This window comes from Algibacter sp. L3A6 (assembly GCF_009796825.1).
Lineage (GTDB): Bacteria > Bacteroidota > Bacteroidia > Flavobacteriales > Flavobacteriaceae > Algibacter.
This window is the reverse complement of the sequence record NZ_CP047030.1, coordinates 3,930,937-3,948,016: the sequence shown is the minus strand read 5'-3', so window position 1 is coordinate 3,948,016 and position 17,080 is coordinate 3,930,937. Positions and strand designations below refer to the sequence as shown.

The following is a 17,080-nucleotide window of genomic DNA, read 5'->3' as shown; positions in this document are numbered from 1 at the left end:
ACTCATAGAAAATGATACTTTTTAAGGTAGTTTTCTAAAAACGGCAGGCGTGATACCTTCGTTGTTTTTAAAAAACTTGACGAAGTTGGTAGGTTCATCAAAACCCATGGCGTATGCAATTTCTGCCACAGAGCTCGTGGTTTGTTGCAATAAGGCTTTAGCACGCAACGTCATGTAATTCGATAATACTTTTTTAGCTGTTATACCTGTTGCTTTTTTAACGCATTCCGATAAATAAATAGGAGTGATGTGTAATACTTCTGCGTAAGCGGCAATGGTTTTATATTTAGAAGTTTCTTGTAGAATTAATTCTTCAAAATCGGCCGTGATTTCCTGGTAGCGCTTAAGCGGAATAGTGCCACTGGCATTACCTACAACGCGTTTTATTTGAAGTAATAGTACCGTAAGATAGGAGCGAACTAACTCGACTTTATGTGTGTCTTCTTTATGAAATTCCTCATAAATGGTATCGAACAGATTTTTGATTAGCGGTAAATCTGTTAATGCTAATTTATAAGAAGGGTTGGAATTTAATTTAAAGAATGGAAACTCGTGCTGAATTTCATATTGATGCTTTTTAGGTTCAAAAAAATCCGATCCAAAAACAATGGAATATCCATCACCATCAAGATTACCTTCAAAAGTTTGCACCGAGAATAATTGCAATGGCGAATTAAAAGCGATGGCATTGGTTAAATCGTCAACTTTTGTGGCACCAATTTGTCTTTTAGATAAGTTATCGGCATAAAAATCGATGGTAAAAAAGCTCTTAAAATGTGGGTTTAAGGCCTCTTTAGAGATGTTGGAAGTTTCATTAAATTTAAAAATATGAAAACCAGAGTGTATCGATGCGCTTTTTACATTAAGGTCTTGTAGTAAGTCGGTAATCTGGTTGTAGGTTTTCATGTTCTGTTGTTGAACTATGTTTTAATGGATTTAAGTTGAAGCATAAATGATGTGCAATGTAAACGAAGATAGCAGAAAAATCTACAAAGACAACCATCATTTAAAACAAAAAACCACCCTGTTTTCACAAGATGGTTTTAAAATAAATACAAATTTTTCTTTTTCAATTATTTGTCGATAGAACCCAACACACGTTGCATAAAACTGTTTACAGCTTCTTTTTTCGGGGTGCCTTCTTTTATCATTTTATTCACTTCAATAGCACCGTACATATTAGAAATAAGCTCGCCAATAACATCTAATTCTTCATCTTTTAGAGAAGAAACTTCGGTTAAAGCTTCAAGTGTTTCAATAGTTTCAACAACGTAATCTTCGTCGTTTTCTTCAATAAATTGCGTTAAATGTTTTATTACTGGTAATTTCATTTTTATATGGTATTAATCACGCTTTCGCGGAAAGGTCTTCTACTTTGTATTATATTACTTCGCTAACTAATTCTTTTAAAACATCGAATTTGTTAGTTTGTACTTGCTTAACTAATTTGCCGCCTTTAAAGGTTGCAAACGTTGGTAAATTATCAACCGTAGCAAGTTTTCTAGATTCAGGAAACTTTTCAGCATCAACTATAACAAAAGATACACCTTCGTTTTCTGTTCCTAATTTTTTAAATTTAGGTTTCATAATTCTACAATTTCCACACCATGTGGCAGAATATTGAACAATTACAGTATCATTACTCGAAACGATTTCACCTAAATTATCTTGGTCTAATTCATTTATCATAACTATATTTTTTTTGGAGTGTGTATTTAAAACGATCTAAAGGCTAAAAGAAATAGCTATTGATGCTTTAAATAGAATTTTGAAGGCCTGCCTAAATTAATATGAGAGACAAACAGGCCTTAAAACTATTTTTGTTAACTAGTTAGCTGCTAAGTATGCTGCAGTTCCTTTTGCATTTGGAGCCATAGCTTCTTTTCCTTCTTCCCAGTTTGCAGGACAAACTTCACCTTTTTCTTGTACGTGAGTTAAAGCATCTACTAAACGGATGTATTCACCAACATTTCTACCTAAAGGCATGTTGTTAATACTTTCATGTTGTACAACACCATCTTCGTCAATAATGTAAGTCGCTCTATAAGTTACGTTATCACCTTCAACTTGTACAGTTCCAGTTTCTTCATCAAACGTTTCGTTAGTGATATCTAAAATACCTAAGATGTTTGATAAGTTTCTGTTACTATCTGCTAAAATTGGGTAAGTTACACCTTCAATTCCACCGTTATCTTTAGCTTGGCTTAACCATGCAAAGTGTACTTCTGGAGTATCGCAAGATGCACCAATAACAATAGTGTTACGCTTTTCAAATTCTGGTAAAGCTGCTTGAAATGCGTGTAATTCTGTTGGGCATACAAAAGTGAAATCTTTTGGGTACCAAAATAAAACTACTTTTTTCTTGTTGTTAACTGCTTCTTCAAGAACGTTTACTTTAAAAGTATCGCCCATATCGTTCATTGCGTCAACGTTTAAATCTGGAAATCTTTTTCCTACTAATGCCATGTGTTTATGTTTTTATTTGTTAATTGTTTTCTGGGTACAAATATAAAACACATTTAAGGTTTTTAGTAAAATCCGAAATTTTAATTTCTTATTACAGAATAGTTTTTGTCTATTGAATTAAAATTTATTGATAATTTAATTCTATTTAGAAGCGAGTTGTCTAATTTTAATATTTAAGGCTGCAAATAGGAGTGTAGTAAACGGACTTAACCAGTTAAAAATAGCATATACAAAATACTCTGATATGCCAACACCTAAAACTCCAGATTGATAAGCTCCACAGGTATTCCAAGGGATAAGTACTGACGTTACTGTACCAGAATCTTCCAAGGTTCTACTTAAATTCTCGGGTGCTAAACCACGATCTTCATAAGCTTTTTTAAACATTTTACCAGGAATTACAATAGCTAAATATTGATCGGATGCTATAATGTTTAAACCTAAACAGCTAATTACGGTACTAGCAAATAAACCAAATACAGAGGTTGCTATAGATAGTAACCCTTTTGTAATTCTTGCTAAGGCACCAATGCCATCCATAATGCCACCAAAAATCATGGCACAAGTAATTAAATAGATAGTCCAAAGCATACCTTTCATTCCTCCTGCAGAAAAGAGCTCGTTTAGTTTTTCATTATCTGTAGTAATTTGTGTATCGGTTAAAATAGAAGTTATTATAGTCGAAATTTTAGAATCACCTAAACCATTTAGAATTTCTGGTTGAAAAACAAAAGCAAAAACAGCAGCTAACAAAACACCTGTTACCAGAGCAATAAGCGGTTTTGTTTTTAATAGAATTAAAGCAATAACAGTCACTGGTACTAAAAACAACCAAGGTGTAATATTAAATGTACTATCAATACTTACTAATAAACTTGAAACATCGGCACTTCCGGTAGTATCAACATTCATACTTAAAATAGCAAAAACAACTAGCGTAATTATTATGGTAGGTATGGTTGTAATAGTCATGTATCTAATATGTGTAAATAAATCTGTTCCGGCCATAGCAGGAGCAAGGTTAGTGGTATCACTTAAGGGCGACATTTTATCTCCAAAATAAGCGCCAGAAATTACAGCACCAGCAATCATACCTGGAGGAATACCTAAAGCCGTACCAATACCAACTAGAGCAATACCAACTGTAGCCGATGTGGTCCAAGAACTTCCTGTTGCAATAGAAATTACAGCAGCAATAATAACAGATGCAGGTAAAAATATACTTGGGCTAAGCACTTGTAAACCATAATAAACCATAGCAGGAATTACGCCACTAACAAGCCAAGTGCCAGCTAAAGCTCCAACTAAAAAAAGGATCATAATAGGGATAAAAACACTTTTTAGATTGGCCCAAACTTCGGTAACCATGCGGTTAACAGATACTTTGTTGTAAAAACCAACTACGGCAGCAATGGCACCACCAATAAGTAAAATAAATTGATTAGAATATTCTCCAAACCATTCGCCATCTTCATAAGTAATGTTGTAAAACAATAAACCCATTAGAAGAATAACGGGAATTAAAGCTTCCCAAATATTCAATTCTGAGTTTTCAATAATTGTTTCATGGTCTGCTTTTATCTCAGAAATATTCTTGTCGTCGTGCATGCTATCAATTTTGTACCGTAATGTTACGATTTTAGTTGAATGTATGCAAATAGAAATACTTCCTTACTTTTACCTTTCAATTCAAAAAATAATATGGATTCATTAACTCAAATCGTTTTAGGTGCTGCGTGTGGCGAAGCTGTTCTAGGCAAGAAAATAGGCAATAAAGCGCTGTTATTTGGTGCAATAGGTGGCACAATACCCGATTTGGATGTTATTGTAGGTGGCTTAATTCATCAAAATAAAATTGATGCCATGTTATTTCATCGTGGTTTTATGCACTCCATTTTATTTTCTGTTTTGGCTGCTTTTTTCTTGGGTTGGCTTGTTTTTAAGCTCTATAACACCAAAAAACGTATTGATACAACAAACCAAGCCGATTGGATACGCTTGTTTTTCTGGTCGCTATTAACGCACCCCATATTAGATTGTTTTACACCTTATGGCACGCAATTGTTTGCACCATTTAGTAATTATAGAGTAGCCTTTAATAATATTGCTGTGGTCGATCTGTTGTATACGGTTCCTTTTTTAGTGTGTATTATTGTCTTGATGTTTTTTAAGCGTACATCAGTAAAAAGAAGCCTTTGGTTAAAATGGGGTATAGGCATCAGTTCGGTTTATATGCTTTTTACGGTTGTTAATAAATTGTATATCGATTCTGTTTTTAGAAGTTCTTTGGCAGAAAAAGAAATAGAATATTACCGTTACAGTTCTAACCCCGCACTTTTAAACAATATATTATGGTATGGCATTGCCGAAACAAAAACGGGTTATTTTATCGCTAATTATTCACTGTTAGACACTAAAAGTAGCTTTATTAATTTTGTAGAATTGCCAAAACAACGTGATTTAAAACCAGAAGCTTATCAAGATATAAAAGATCTAGCTTGGTTTAGTAATGGTTATTATAGTGTGTATAAAATGGAGGACAATGATTATCAATACAACGATTTGCGTTATCCATTATTAAATGACAACGATCCGAACTCTTCAGTATTTAAAATGAAACTTTTTAAAGAAGGCGACCGACTAAACATGATACCTTTCGAGCCAGAATCGAGAGATTTTAAAGCAGCAATCGGAAATTTGTGGGAGCGTACAAAAGGAATTTAATCTTCTAAAATTTTGGTGTCAAAACCATCAATACTTTGGGTGTTGTTTTCTTTCCAATAGTTTTCAATACGGGCTTTACCTTGCTTTTCCGACCAAGAATTCAGCATACCGCGTTCCTCCTTAAAATCCATAAAAGGAATAGAGTAACCGCACGACGTTTGTACAGATTCTATATCCATAACAATAATTTGTCTAGAGCCTGTATTTTTCTCAAACAAACCAATATGTTCTTGGTATTCTGTATCGCGCTCATGGTAGGTTATTGCCCTACCATAAAGGCGTAAAATCAAAGGTTTACCCTCAAAAGCACAAAACATAATAGTCATTCGGTTTTGTTGCAGTAGGTGAGCAGCTGTTTCGTTGCCACTACCTGTTAAGTTCAACCAAACTATTTTGTTAGGTGATAAAACACGAAGCGAATCATGTCCCTTTGGCGAAATATTTATACGTCCATCACTAGCCGCTGTGCCAACAAAAAATATGTGTTGAGCTTTAATAAAATCTTCAATTTCAGGAGTTATGCTCGGTGTAAAATTACTCATTTAAATATTGTAAAAAATTAATCTAAATATTGCGACGGAATCGGATTTAACCAAGTTTCCTGAGTCCAGTACATATTCAAAATCCACCAACGCTCGCCATCATTCAGTAATTGTATACTGTTAATCCCGCGCATTTCAGAGTCTTCTTTATTTTCATCTTCCGTATTATAGGTTTTATAACTACTAAAAACTTGAGCCATACGGCCATACTCTTCCGTTTTTCTGCGCATTTCTTTTTTTACAAAACCATTAGATGTAATCCATTTACTAGAACTTTTTACATAGTCCGCAGCACCCATAAATTTCACCTGAAATTCTCTTTCATTATTCCTTCCTGCTGTAATTAATTTAGCATCTGGGTGAAACAAAAGTTTAAAAAGTTTCCAATCACGTTCTTCATCTTTTTTACCCGAAACTACATCATAAAGTGTATTAACCACATTATTTACGGTTGCATAATTTTCCGAGTAATCAACTGGCTCTACAGCTTTTTCTTTGCCGGTTTCCTTTCCCTTTTCTTGTCCTTTTTTAGGTCCTTTTTGAGCCTGAGCGGTAATAGAAATTGCAGTTAAAAAAAGTATAAAAACGTATTTCTTCATGGTTGTTTATTTGTAAATTTTCTTAATTCGATCTAAGTTTCGTTTATTATCACGATCTTTTATAGTTTCACGTTTATCATATAGTTTTTTACCTTTTGCTAAAGCAATAACTAATTTAGCGTAACCTTTTTCGTTAATAAATAAACGCAACGGAATTATAGTTAAACCTGTATTTTGCACTTCTTTATGCAATTTTTTTAATTCCTTTCGGTTTAGCAGCAATTTTCGTTCCGCTTTGGGTTTATGGTTGTAATAATTTCCATAGATATATTCCTCAACCGTCATATTTATTACAAAAAGTTCGCCAGCCTCGTTAAACTCGCAAAAACTTTCGGCAATAGATGCTCTACTACTTCTAATCGACTTAATTTCAGTACCCGAAAGTACAATTCCTGCGGTGTACTTATCTAAAATCTCGTATAGAAAGCGCGCCTTTTTGTTCTGTATGTTTATCTTATTTTGCATGACCAACAAAATTACAAAAATTATTATGGCATTCCCTTTTTTAAAGCTAGAAGATTTTCGAAAAATAAAATCTTCTAACTTTAAAAAACGTCGGGCTATACGCTACAAGTCCTCGTGCCACCAATTACCATTGGCAGCACTGTGGGCTTTTCACTCCTATCCCTAATGCGAGCGCCAAGATTTTGGTTATCAATATGTACTGTGGCCTCCGCGCAACATTTTACAATTTAAAAAAACACGCTAATCATAGCGTTTTCCTAAAAGGGATAAGTCTGTCAAAAAAATAAATTACATTTACAACACTAAAAACATTGTTCTGTAAACATGCGTAAACTCCTCTTATTTTTAATCTCAGTTAGTTTCTGTATTTCATGCGTAAGCGCCAAAAAACACAATGCACAAATAGAAGCATTACACACACCAGAGCACCTGCGTAAGGATATAGATCGAGTTTATAATCAATTAAAAAAACATCACCCAAATCTTTATCAATACACCTCTAAAACCGATTTAGACTTTAAATTCGATAGCCTAAAAAGAGCCATAAACGCACCAATTAATTCACGAGATTTTTATAAAAAATTAGCACCAATAGTAGCGCAGGTAAAACAAGGGCATGTGTCTTTAGGTTCTGCATATACAGAGTATACAAGAAAAGAGCTTAAAGCATTAAAAAAGAAAAAGTTTGAGTTTTACGATCTCGATTTCGAATATTTAGACCATAAACTATGGGTTATAGAAACTAGAGGTAAAGATTCATCTTTAGTAGGAGCAGAAGTGCTTAAGCTAGAAAACGAAAATGTATCCGATTTAATAACTGGGTTTAAATCGCGTTTTGCTTCCGATGGTTACAATCAAACTTTACAAAACAGATTGGTAGGCCGAAATTTTTCAACATTTTATTTTAAAGAGAAAGGTTTTATAGATAGTTTACAAGTACAGTTCAAACTAAAGGATTCTGTTTTTATAAAAACACTAAAGCGTATTGATAAAAAAGAAAAAAATAAAGAAAACGATTCTATTGCTCCAGAACCAAAACCTATAGTAAAATTAAGTAAACCGGAAAAAAAGCAAAATAGAATTGCAGAAAGAAATAAGCGCAAAAAGCATAGAGAGTTAGGTTTTATAGCTAAAAGTAAAGAGTACACACGTAATTTTAGTTTTATTGGTAAAGACAGCGCCACGGCTTACATTAAAATTAGAGGCTTTAATAATGGTAACTATCGTAAGTTTTATAAAAAAAGTTTTAAAAGATTAGATTCTGCTAAAACTAAAAATCTTGTACTCGATTTAAGAGATAATGGTGGCGGGCGCATAGCCGAAATAAACTATTTGTACAGCTATCTAGCGAAAACAAAATACCAATTTATGGCACCTGCTGAAGTAAATAGACGCTTGTCTTTTTTTCCGGCGTATATGAATAACACCTCTTCGGTTGCTACTAAAATATTTATGGGTATTGCATCACCATTTATAGCGGCAGACAATCTTTTAAAAACAAAAAAACAAGATGGAAAGCTTTATTATAGATTTCCTTATTCCAAAGAAAAAGAACCTAGAGACCAAAACTACACAGGGAATTTATATGTATTAACAAACGGAAACTCGTTTTCTGCATCGGCTTTAATTTCTACACATTTAAAAGCGACTAATAGAGCTGTTTTTGTTGGAGAAGAAACTGGTGGCGCTTATAATGGTTGTGTGGCAGGTTTGTATAAAATTTATCAATTACCAGAAACGAAGTTAAAAATTAGAATGGGCCTGATGCAAATAGAAGCGCCATTTAAACAAAACCCTGATGGTTTTGGTATTAAGCCTAATGTCGAAATAACACCAACTATTTCCGATAGACTTTCCGGAAACGATCCTGAACTGGAATGGATTTTATCAGACATTTCTAAAAATTAAAAATATTTGGCAATGTATTTGCTTAAAACAATTTGAAAACAATAATTTCGTTTTCAAATTGTTTTACAAACTATATACAACAAGATTTTCCTTATGAAATTAATAAAATTATCGACTTTACTATTTTTTGTTTCCACGTTAATTATTTCTGCGCAAAGTATTAATCAATTGGATAGTGCAGGAAAACGAGATGGCGTTTGGAAGAAAAACTTCGATAATACAGAAGTAATCCGTTATCAAGGCACTTTTCTACATGGTAAAGAAATAGGAGAATTCAAATTTTATAAAAACGTTAGAGGTAAAGCTATATTATCGGCTACAAAGCTATTTAATAAAGATAATAACATTGTAAAAGTGGTGTTTTTAGCTTCAACTGGAAAAGTAATTAGTGAAGGTGAAATGGATGGTAAAACCTATATTGGCACCTGGAAATACTACCAAAAAAGTAATAACAATCTACTCATTTTGGAACACTTTGATAATTCTGGTCAGTTAACTGGGGAGCGTTTGGTATATTATAAAAATGGAGAAATAGCCCAAATAGAAAACTATAAAGCCGGAAAACTTCATGGTGAATCGTTTTGGTATTCAGAGAATAAGGTGGTTTTAAAATCTTATGTTTATGAAAATGGTGAAATTCACGGACCTGCTAAAATTTATAACGGTAAAGGCGAATTACTTATCGATGGCCAATACAAACGCGATAAAAAACATGGAGTTTGGAAGTACTACGAAAACGGCAAACTAACAGACGAAAAAGATTTTACCTACGTGCCAAAGTACATTAAAAAGCAATAATACGCTTGCTCTTTCTAGGCTTGCAAACTGTATGTGTTTTACTTATAAATAGGATAGTTATTTACTATCGAAATTCAATTTAAAAACAATCTAGAATACCTACCTTTGTAAACTAATTTTTTTAGACAACAAACTATTAATTAAAACAATTTATTTGCTGGTTTTTCTAGGTTATATCTAGATTATCAGTACATATATTTTATTATATAAAGCATGAAACGAGTTGTTATTGGACTTTCGGGAGGCGTAGATTCTAGTGTTGCTGCATATTTATTACAGGAGCAAGGTTATGAAGTTATCGGACTATTTATGAAAAACTGGCATGATGATACGGTTACCATATCTAATGAATGTCCGTGGTTAGACGATAGTAATGACGCTATGCTAGTTGCCGAAAAACTTGGCATTCCTTTTCAAACTGTAGATTTAAGTGAAGAATATAAGGAGCGTATTGTAGATTACATGTTCAATGAATATGAAAAAGGACGTACGCCAAATCCTGATGTGCTTTGTAACAGAGAGATTAAGTTCGATGTTTTCATGAAAATCGCTTTAGATTTAGGTGCAGATTATGTTGCTACAGGACATTACTGCCGAAAAGGAACACTTGAAAAAGATGGTGAATCTGTTTATCAACTATTAGCAGGTGTCGATGGAAATAAAGATCAATCTTATTTCTTATGTCAATTATCACAAGAGCAACTTGCAAAATCACTATTTCCAATAGGGGAATTAACTAAGCCAGAAGTGCGCGAAATAGCTATGAGTTTAGATTTAGTTACTGCAGAGAAAAAAGATTCTCAAGGACTTTGTTTTATTGGGAAGGTAAAATTACCCGATTTCCTTCAGCAGCAGCTAAAACCAAAAGAAGGTGTTATTGTTGAGATTTCTAATGATCTCGATATATATAAGGAAACAGAGCAGAGTTTTGCTTCCGAAGAAGAAAAATTAGCCTATTTATCTCGTAAAATTGATTATAAAGTCGATTTAGGAAAAACAGTAGGCAAGCATCAAGGTGCGCATTATTTTACAAAAGGTCAACGAAAAGGTTTAGGTGTTGGTGGTACCATCGAGCCTCTATTTGTAATTGATACGGATGTAAATGAAAATGTAATTTACACAGGTCAAGGAAAAGCACATCCAGGATTGTTTAAAAGCGCTCTTTTTGTAACGAATGAGGAATTACATTGGGTACGTGAAGACTTAGCTATAGAAAATGGAGCAACGATGAAAGTGCTTGCTAGAATACGCTATCGCCAAGCTTTAGAGAAAGCTACCTTGCATAAAGTAGACTCGGGTATGTATGTTGAATTTGAGAATCCGCAATCGGCTATTACAGAAGGTCAATTTGTTGCTTGGTATTTTGAAGATGAGTTGCTTGGTTCCGGAGTTATTTCGTAACTTAGTGCAACTAAATTAATTATCTTGAAAAGAATTATACTTTCCCTCAGTCTACTTGCTTTTTCATGTCAATTATTTGCTCAAGAAGATGCTTGGGTGTATTTGACAGATAAAGAAAATGAAACCACTTTTATTGCCAACCCACTAACTATGCTTACTCAAAAAGCACTGGATAGAAAGGCTAGGCATGGTGTATCTATAGATGCACGTGACGTACCTGTAAACGAAGATTACATTACAGCTATTAAAAGTGCTAACGGCATATCGGTTTTAGCCAAATCTAAATGGTTTAATGCTGTGCATGTTCGTGGTGAAAAAACAGCCATTGAAAACTTATTTATCAATCAAAATAACTTGATTGAACCTCAAAGAACCTTTATAGGTAAAATTGTTTTTGCAGATAGGTCTCAAGGCGCTTTAGAGAAATCGACCAATGAAAAACGAAAGTATAAGTTCGAAACTATTTTAACCGATTATAACTACGGTAATGCCAACCAAAATAATCAGATTAAAATGATTAATGGAGATGTGTTGCATCAAGCATCTTTTACAGGTGAAGGGATGACGGTTGCCATAATGGATGGAGGATTTCCAAATGTTAATACCATGAGTTCGTTTGAAGCACTTCGAAATAATGGAAAACTACTTGACGATTACGATTTTGTAAACCGTGATGATGATGTTTACACCAATACATCTACAAATCACGGGACTTTGGTTTTAAGTGCTATGGCCGGATATATTGACACTGCAACTAAAAATTACGTTGGTACAGCGCCCGATGCATCATATTATCTTTTTATTACTGAAGATAATGATAATGAAAACCCAGTAGAAGAAAGTTACTGGGTGGAAGCTGCTGAACGTGCAGATAGTTTAGGGGTAGATATTATAAATACCTCTTTAGGTTATGATGATTTTGATCCAGGAACTAAGTACGATTACGAGCCAGCGGATATGGATGGGCAAACAGCATACATTACAAAAGGAGCTAATATTGCTTTTGAAAAAGGAATGCTTTTAGTAACATCGGCAGGAAATGCTTGGGGAGCTAGTGTTGGTGCGCCGGCAGATTCTCCAAATGTTTTAACCATTGGAGCTGTTGATTCTAATGGTGATTATGCCATGTTTAGTTCTATAGGAACTACCTATCAACCCACTTTAAAACCCGATGTTGTGGCGCAAGGCGCTAGTAGTTATTTAATTAATGAATTTGATAATATTATCACAAATAGCGGTACATCTTTTAGTGCGCCTATTTTGGCTGGTGGTATTGCATGCTTGTGGCAAGCTTACCCAAGTTTAACCAATTCTGAAATTATGGATTTGGTTAGAGAATCAGCATCACAATACAATAACCCTGATTTTTATTTAGGTTATGGTATTCCAGATTTAGAGAAAGCTTTGGCAAATATCTATGCGCTAGATACTACAAATGCCAGTATGAACGATAAAATTATACTGTATCCTAACCCAATGAATGCGCGTTTGTTTGTAAGCCTTCCTACTGATGATTTTGCTACCTTAAACCTCTTTGATGTTTCTGGAAAAAAAATTAATACGTATCAAGTTTCAAATGAAAATAATTGGATCAATACTTCAGAATTGGCCAAAGGTCTTTATATTGTTAGGCTTGAAACTGCAAATGGAATTGATACCTTTAGACTTATAAAAGAATAATGGCAAATAGAATTACCGAACTTTTTGGAATTAAATACCCTATAATTCAGGCTGGAATGATTTGGAATAGTGGTTGGCGTTTGGCTTCAGCTGCTAGTAATGCTGATATTTTAGGATTAATTGGAGCAGGATCAATGTATCCAGAGGTTTTACGCGAACATATTCAAAAATGTAAAAAAGCAACAAATAAACCTTTTGGAGTAAATGTCCCAATGTTATATCCTAACATAGAGGAAATCATGAATATTATAGTTGAGGAAGGCGTTAAAATTGTGTTCACTTCTGCAGGAAATCCAAAAACATGGACCTCTTGGTTACAAGATAGAGGTATTACTGTTGTGCACGTGGTGAGTTCTGTAAAGTTTGCTTTAAAAGCACAAGAGGCTGGTGTAGATGCTGTTGTTGCTGAAGGTTTTGAAGCCGGAGGACATAACGGACGGGATGAAACTACGACCCTGACATTAATTCCGATGGTTAAAGAAAAAATCACCATACCACTAATTGCTGCAGGCGGAATCGCAACAGGCAAAGCCATGCTGTCCACAATGGTTTTGGGAGCAGATGGTGTTCAAATAGGAAGTCGATTTGTAGCTAGTACCGAAAGTTCCGCACATGCGAATTTTAAACAGGTTGTTGTGGATACCAAAGAAGGCGATACGCAACTAACGTTAAAAGAATTGGCGCCTGTGCGTTTAGTAAAAAATGCTTTTTTTAATGAGGTACAAGATTTATATAAAACGGCTCCAAGTGCAGATCAATTAAAAGAATTGCTTGGGCGCGGACGTGCCAAAAAAGGTATGTTCGAAGGAGATTTGGACGAAGGCGAACTAGAAATCGGGCAAATCGCAGGTCTTATTCATTCTATAAAACCTGTTGCTGAAATTGTTACCGAAATCATCACTGAATTTGAAGATGCAAAGCGTGATGTTTCTCATCTTTAAAACTCCTAATTTTACCTAGAAATTAACTTAAATATTTCCTTTTAAAATAAGAACACAAAATTGCTTTAAACGAAGCATAAGTTTACTTTTGCCAAATGCAATTAACCGACTACACTAAAGAATTTAAATATAACTGGCAGCTTGCAGCTCCCGTTATGTTAGGCATGCTAGGCCATACTTTTGTCAGTTTTATAGATAATATTATGGTTGGCCAATTAGGTACAGCCGAACTTGCAGCAGTATCACTCGGGAATAGCTTTATGTTTATTGCCATGTCTTTAGGAATTGGTTTTTCTACAGCTATTACGCCATTGGTAGCAGAGGCTGATGCTGAAGGAGATTTTAATAAAGGAAAATCGTCTTTTAAACACGGTTTATTTTTATGTACCGTTTTAGGAATATTGTTGTTTTTGGCGGTGTTTTTCGCAAAGCCGTTAATGTATTTAATGAAGCAACCTATAGAGGTTGTGGAATTAGCAATTCCTTATTTAGATTTAGTGGCATTTTCACTTATTCCGTTAATTATATTTCAAGCTTTTAAACAATTTAGTGATGGATTATCTTTGACTAAATTCCCAATGTATGCTACTATTTTAAGTAATATTATAAATATAGTTTTAAACTATTTATTAATTTTTGGAAAGTTCGGTTTCCCAGAAATGGGTATTGTTGGTGCGGCTTACGGAACTTTAGTATCTCGTTTTGTAATGGTTTGGTATTTGTGGTATTTATTAAAAGGACGAGAGAAATCTAAGGAATACGTTACGAATATAAAGTTTTTTGTGCTAGATAAATTAATGCTAAAAAAAATTATAAACTTAGGTACACCAAGCGCTATGCAGATGTTTTTTGAAGTGGCTATTTTTACTTCTGCGATATGGTTAAGTGGTTTGTTAGGTAAAAATCCACAAGCAGCTAATCAAATAGCCTTAAACTTATCGTCCATGACCTTTATGGTGGCCATGGGATTAAGTGTGGCATGTATGGTTCGTGTTGGAAATCAGAAAGGTTTGAAAAAATATGTAGATTTACGTCGTATTGCGTATTCTATATTTCTATTAGGCGTTATAATTGCCTTTGGTTTTGCGATTATGTTCTTTCTGTTACACGATTATTTACCAAGATTATATGTAGATTTAGATGATTTAAAGAACTTAGCCGATAATACAGAAGTAGTTACTATAGCATCCAAATTGATGGTTGCGGCCGCTATTTTTCAAATAAGTGATAGTATACAAGTTGTTTTTCTTGGAGCTTTAAGAGGTTTACAAGATGTAAAAATCCCTATGGTTTTAGTGTTCATTTCGTATTGGATAATTGGCTTTCCTATAAGTTGGTTTTTCGGATCGGAAGATGCTTATGGAAGTTTCGGGATTTGGCTGGGCTTATTAGCAGGTTTAACATCGGCTTCTATTTTATTATATATAAGGTTCAATTATTTAACAAAAAGATTAATTTTGTCGAACGTCGAGTAGGACGGAAGTAAGCAATTTAGAATATTTAGTCTGTGACTAAAAATTAGTAATTAACAAAAAAAGAAAACATGACATTACCAAAATTTATATTAGGGGATAACACAGAGTTTCCAAACGCTATTTTTGTTATCCATACTGAATTTCCAAGATTTATAATCAACCTTGAAGATGATGAAGTTGAATGGTTTGAAGATTTTGATGCTGATGATCAAGAAGAATTAGAAACAGAAACAGAAAATGCAATTAAGGAAGCTACGGCTTTTTATGATGCAGAAGTTGCTAAATACGACGAATAATACCTTTTGAGAATTTCTTCAATAGGAAATAATAATTAACGAGTAAAACAGAGGCCTTGGGCTAATGCTTAAATAAAACAGTAATGATAGATCAGCTTTTAAAAAACGACACCGAGTTATTTGTATTTTTAAATAATTTGGGTTCCGAACCTTGGGACGGCTTGTGGTTGGCTATTACAGATAAGCTTACTTTTATACCATTGTACGCTGTTTTGTTGTATTTACTTTATAAAAAGTTTGGTTTAAAATCTCTATTAATTTTCGTCGTAGTTATTGCCTTAATGGTAACTTTTACCGATCAAATTACTAATGTTTTCAAACGTGGTTTTCATCGACCAAGACCTTGTGGTGCGGCAGATTTGGTAGATAGAGTTCGTTTTATTGCAGTGCGCTGTGGTAAATATGGTTTTTTCTCTGGGCATGCTTCTAACACAATGGCTGCGGCTGTTTTTGCAGGTTTAACATTAAGACCATTTTATAAAAATTTAATTTATATTATGGTGTCTTGGAGTCTTATTGTTGCATTTAGTAGAATTTATGTTGGCGTACATTATCCATTGGATATCTTATGCGGATTAACTTTTGGAGGAATCTCTGGAGTGTTATTTTATAAAATAGCTAAGTATTTACTGAAGCGATTTGTTAAGACTGAGTAGATAATCTGCTGCTGCAAAAGGGGTTGTTTTGTTGGTTTCAATTAATTTTAATTGCGCTTCGAGTGCTTGTTTTATTTCTTTTTTATTGAAGAAGGACCTTTTCAATTCATTTTCTATCGTTTGAATAAGCCAGAATTTATTTTGCTTCGTTCTATTGGTTTCAAAATAATGATTCTCGGTAGTTTTAGTTTTATATTCTAAAATTAATTTCCAAATATCCTTAATGCCTTCATTTTCCAAAGCACTGCAAAGCATCACTTTTGGTGACCATTTCGATGTTTTAGGCGGATAGAGGTGAAGTGCTCTATTAAATTCAACCTTGGCTAGTTTAGCTTGTTTCAGGTTCTCTCCATCGGCTTTATTAATGGCAATAGCATCGGCCATTTCAATAATACCGCGTTTTATTCCTTGAAGTTCATCGCCAGCACCAGCCAATTTCAGTAGTAAGAAAAAATCAATCATACTATGTACAGTGGTTTCACTTTGCCCCACGCCAAGAGTTTCAATTAAAATCACATCAAACCCTGCGGCTTCGCATAAAATAATACTTTCTCTAGTTTTTCTGGCAACACCACCTAAAGACGTTCCGGAAGCCGATGGACGAATAAAAGCATGCTCATCTTTGGCCAAAGTTTCCATTCGTGTTTTATCACCTAAAATACTACCTTTTGTAATGGAACTTGTTGGATCTATAGCGAGTATGGCAATGCGTTTACCTTGCGATGTTAAATGTTTTCCAAAGGCTTCAATAAATGTACTTTTTCCAACACCAGGAACACCTGTAATGCCTATTCTAATAGATTTGTTGGCATGTGGTAAACACGCTTTTATTATGGCGTTAGCTTGTTCTAAATGTTTATGGTTTTCACTTTCAACTAAAGTAATAGCACGACTTAAAGCTGCTATGTTTTTTTCGAGAATAGAACTAACTAAAGTGTTGGTGTCAATTCGAGCTTTGCGCTTTGCTTTGAGAGTTTCAATGGCATTAGAACTTGTAATTTCTGGAGAAGAAATTCCTGTATGTTCAGATAGTGCCGATTTGTTTTTTTTAGTCAAAATAGTCCTTTTGGAACTTCAATTTACAAATTTATTCAATAGGGTATTTTGATTTTCTTTAGAAGAATTTTTA

At 33.9% G+C, this 17,080-nt stretch carries 18 protein-coding genes; 9 read left to right on the top strand and 9 right to left on the bottom strand.

All coding sequences use genetic code 11. From position 1 onward, the window contains the following. Positions 1 to 21: 21 nt before the first annotated feature. From GQR98_RS16470 to nhaC, 5 genes are all read right to left on the bottom strand, one after another. Positions 22 to 906, bottom strand: coding sequence for a helix-turn-helix transcriptional regulator (locus GQR98_RS16470; RefSeq protein ID WP_159020515.1), 885 nt, complete (start codon positions 904 to 906; stop codon positions 22 to 24). 167 nt (positions 907 to 1,073) lie between these two features. Further along, positions 1,074 to 1,331 (bottom strand): DUF6952 family protein, encoded by a 258-nt coding sequence (locus GQR98_RS16465; protein ID WP_042503452.1) that lies wholly within the window; start codon positions 1,329 to 1,331, stop codon positions 1,074 to 1,076. A gap of 49 nt (positions 1,332 to 1,380) precedes the next feature. Further along, complete coding sequence (locus GQR98_RS16460; protein ID WP_159020514.1) at positions 1,381 to 1,689, bottom strand: thioredoxin family protein; 309 nt, start codon at positions 1,687 to 1,689, stop codon at positions 1,381 to 1,383. 138 nt (positions 1,690 to 1,827) lie between these two features. After that, on the bottom strand, positions 1,828 to 2,466 hold the full coding sequence (locus tag GQR98_RS16455; protein WP_159020513.1) for a peroxiredoxin: 639 nt from the start codon (positions 2,464 to 2,466) through the stop codon (positions 1,828 to 1,830). Between the two features lie 141 nt (positions 2,467 to 2,607). After that, positions 2,608 to 4,074 carry a Na+/H+ antiporter NhaC gene (gene nhaC / locus GQR98_RS16450; RefSeq protein ID WP_159020512.1) on the bottom strand — a complete coding sequence of 489 codons (1,467 nt, stop codon included), beginning with the start codon at positions 4,072 to 4,074 and terminating at the stop codon, positions 2,608 to 2,610. Positions 4,075 to 4,167: 93 nt separating this feature from the next. Between nhaC and GQR98_RS16445 the strand changes: the two genes are divergently transcribed. After that, the gene (locus GQR98_RS16445) at positions 4,168 to 5,190 is read left to right on the top strand and encodes a metal-dependent hydrolase (RefSeq protein ID WP_159020511.1); all 1,023 of its coding nucleotides are present in this window, start codon (positions 4,168 to 4,170) and stop codon (positions 5,188 to 5,190) included. On the opposite strand, the gene GQR98_RS16440 is transcribed toward GQR98_RS16445, so the two are convergent. The 3 genes from GQR98_RS16440 to smpB are packed head-to-tail and all read right to left on the bottom strand — an operon-like array spanning position 5,187 to position 6,796. Next, positions 5,187 to 5,732 (bottom strand): pyridoxamine 5'-phosphate oxidase family protein, encoded by a 546-nt coding sequence (locus tag GQR98_RS16440; RefSeq protein ID WP_159020510.1) that lies wholly within the window; start codon positions 5,730 to 5,732, stop codon positions 5,187 to 5,189. The two genes, GQR98_RS16445 and GQR98_RS16440, sit on opposite strands and share 4 nt — an antisense overlap. 17 nt (positions 5,733 to 5,749) lie before the next feature. Continuing rightward, positions 5,750 to 6,331, bottom strand: a complete 582-nt coding sequence (locus GQR98_RS16435) for a hypothetical protein (protein WP_159020509.1) — start codon at positions 6,329 to 6,331, stop codon at positions 5,750 to 5,752. Positions 6,332 to 6,337: 6 nt separating this feature from the next. Next, on the bottom strand, positions 6,338 to 6,796 hold the full coding sequence (smpB, locus tag GQR98_RS16430) for an SsrA-binding protein SmpB (RefSeq protein ID WP_042498759.1): 459 nt from the start codon (positions 6,794 to 6,796) through the stop codon (positions 6,338 to 6,340). A gap of 324 nt (positions 6,797 to 7,120) precedes the next feature. Here smpB and GQR98_RS16425 point away from each other — a divergent pair, with 324 nt between their 5' ends. The 8 genes from GQR98_RS16425 (at position 7,121) to GQR98_RS16390 (ending at position 15,951) form a co-directional block, all read left to right on the top strand. Further along, on the top strand, positions 7,121 to 8,704 hold the full coding sequence (locus GQR98_RS16425) for a S41 family peptidase (protein ID WP_159020508.1): 1,584 nt from the start codon (positions 7,121 to 7,123) through the stop codon (positions 8,702 to 8,704). Between the two features lie 93 nt (positions 8,705 to 8,797). Then, the gene (locus GQR98_RS16420) at positions 8,798 to 9,502 is read left to right on the top strand and encodes a toxin-antitoxin system YwqK family antitoxin (RefSeq protein WP_159020507.1); all 705 of its coding nucleotides are present in this window, start codon (positions 8,798 to 8,800) and stop codon (positions 9,500 to 9,502) included. A gap of 213 nt (positions 9,503 to 9,715) precedes the next feature. Continuing rightward, the gene (gene mnmA / locus GQR98_RS16415) at positions 9,716 to 10,903 is read left to right on the top strand and encodes a tRNA 2-thiouridine(34) synthase MnmA (RefSeq protein ID WP_159020506.1); all 1,188 of its coding nucleotides are present in this window, start codon (positions 9,716 to 9,718) and stop codon (positions 10,901 to 10,903) included. A gap of 24 nt (positions 10,904 to 10,927) precedes the next feature. Next, positions 10,928 to 12,583: a S8 family serine peptidase gene (locus GQR98_RS16410; protein ID WP_159020505.1), complete on the top strand. Its 1,656-nt coding sequence runs from the start codon at positions 10,928 to 10,930 to the stop codon at positions 12,581 to 12,583. Next, on the top strand, positions 12,583 to 13,524 hold the full coding sequence (locus GQR98_RS16405; RefSeq protein ID WP_159020504.1) for an NAD(P)H-dependent flavin oxidoreductase: 942 nt from the start codon (positions 12,583 to 12,585) through the stop codon (positions 13,522 to 13,524). The genes GQR98_RS16410 and GQR98_RS16405 overlap by 1 nt, the downstream gene beginning before the upstream one ends. Positions 13,525 to 13,619: 95 nt before the next feature. Further along, positions 13,620 to 14,999 (top strand): MATE family efflux transporter, encoded by a 1,380-nt coding sequence (locus tag GQR98_RS16400; protein WP_159020503.1) that lies wholly within the window; start codon positions 13,620 to 13,622, stop codon positions 14,997 to 14,999. Positions 15,000 to 15,067: 68 nt separating this feature from the next. Next, on the top strand, positions 15,068 to 15,295 hold the full coding sequence (locus GQR98_RS16395) for a hypothetical protein (protein ID WP_042503473.1): 228 nt from the start codon (positions 15,068 to 15,070) through the stop codon (positions 15,293 to 15,295). An 83-nt stretch (positions 15,296 to 15,378) separates the two neighbouring features. Then, the gene (locus tag GQR98_RS16390) at positions 15,379 to 15,951 is read left to right on the top strand and encodes a phosphatase PAP2 family protein (protein WP_159020502.1); all 573 of its coding nucleotides are present in this window, start codon (positions 15,379 to 15,381) and stop codon (positions 15,949 to 15,951) included. Here the strand turns inward: GQR98_RS16390 and meaB are convergent. After that, positions 15,922 to 17,007 (bottom strand): methylmalonyl Co-A mutase-associated GTPase MeaB, encoded by a 1,086-nt coding sequence (gene meaB / locus GQR98_RS16385; RefSeq protein ID WP_159020501.1) that lies wholly within the window; start codon positions 17,005 to 17,007, stop codon positions 15,922 to 15,924. The genes GQR98_RS16390 and meaB overlap by 30 nt on opposite strands. Positions 17,008 to 17,080: the final 73 nt, after the last annotated feature.

Bases quoted from the DNA above. Each gene is read 5' to 3' on its own strand.
- GQR98_RS16470 (WP_159020515.1), bottom strand. From the start codon at position 906: ATGAAAACCTACAACCAGATTACCGACTTACTACAAGACCTTAATGTA.
- GQR98_RS16465 (WP_042503452.1), bottom strand. From the start codon at position 1,331: ATGAAATTACCAGTAATAAAACATTTAACGCAATTTATTGAAGAAAAC.
- GQR98_RS16460 (WP_159020514.1), bottom strand. From the start codon at position 1,689: ATGATAAATGAATTAGACCAAGATAATTTAGGTGAAATCGTTTCGAGT.
- GQR98_RS16455 (WP_159020513.1), bottom strand. From the start codon at position 2,466: ATGGCATTAGTAGGAAAAAGATTTCCAGATTTAAACGTTGACGCAATG.
- nhaC (WP_159020512.1), bottom strand. From the start codon at position 4,074: ATGCACGACGACAAGAATATTTCTGAGATAAAAGCAGACCATGAAACA.
- GQR98_RS16445 (WP_159020511.1), top strand. From the start codon at position 4,168: ATGGATTCATTAACTCAAATCGTTTTAGGTGCTGCGTGTGGCGAAGCT.
- GQR98_RS16440 (WP_159020510.1), bottom strand. From the start codon at position 5,732: ATGAGTAATTTTACACCGAGCATAACTCCTGAAATTGAAGATTTTATT.
- GQR98_RS16435 (WP_159020509.1), bottom strand. From the start codon at position 6,331: ATGAAGAAATACGTTTTTATACTTTTTTTAACTGCAATTTCTATTACC.
- smpB (WP_042498759.1), bottom strand. From the start codon at position 6,796: ATGCAAAATAAGATAAACATACAGAACAAAAAGGCGCGCTTTCTATAC.
- GQR98_RS16425 (WP_159020508.1), top strand. From the start codon at position 7,121: ATGCGTAAACTCCTCTTATTTTTAATCTCAGTTAGTTTCTGTATTTCA.
- GQR98_RS16420 (WP_159020507.1), top strand. From the start codon at position 8,798: ATGAAATTAATAAAATTATCGACTTTACTATTTTTTGTTTCCACGTTA.
- mnmA (WP_159020506.1), top strand. From the start codon at position 9,716: ATGAAACGAGTTGTTATTGGACTTTCGGGAGGCGTAGATTCTAGTGTT.
- GQR98_RS16405 (WP_159020504.1), top strand. From the start codon at position 12,583: ATGGCAAATAGAATTACCGAACTTTTTGGAATTAAATACCCTATAATT.
- GQR98_RS16400 (WP_159020503.1), top strand. From the start codon at position 13,620: ATGCAATTAACCGACTACACTAAAGAATTTAAATATAACTGGCAGCTT.
- GQR98_RS16395 (WP_042503473.1), top strand. From the start codon at position 15,068: ATGACATTACCAAAATTTATATTAGGGGATAACACAGAGTTTCCAAAC.
- GQR98_RS16390 (WP_159020502.1), top strand. From the start codon at position 15,379: ATGATAGATCAGCTTTTAAAAAACGACACCGAGTTATTTGTATTTTTA.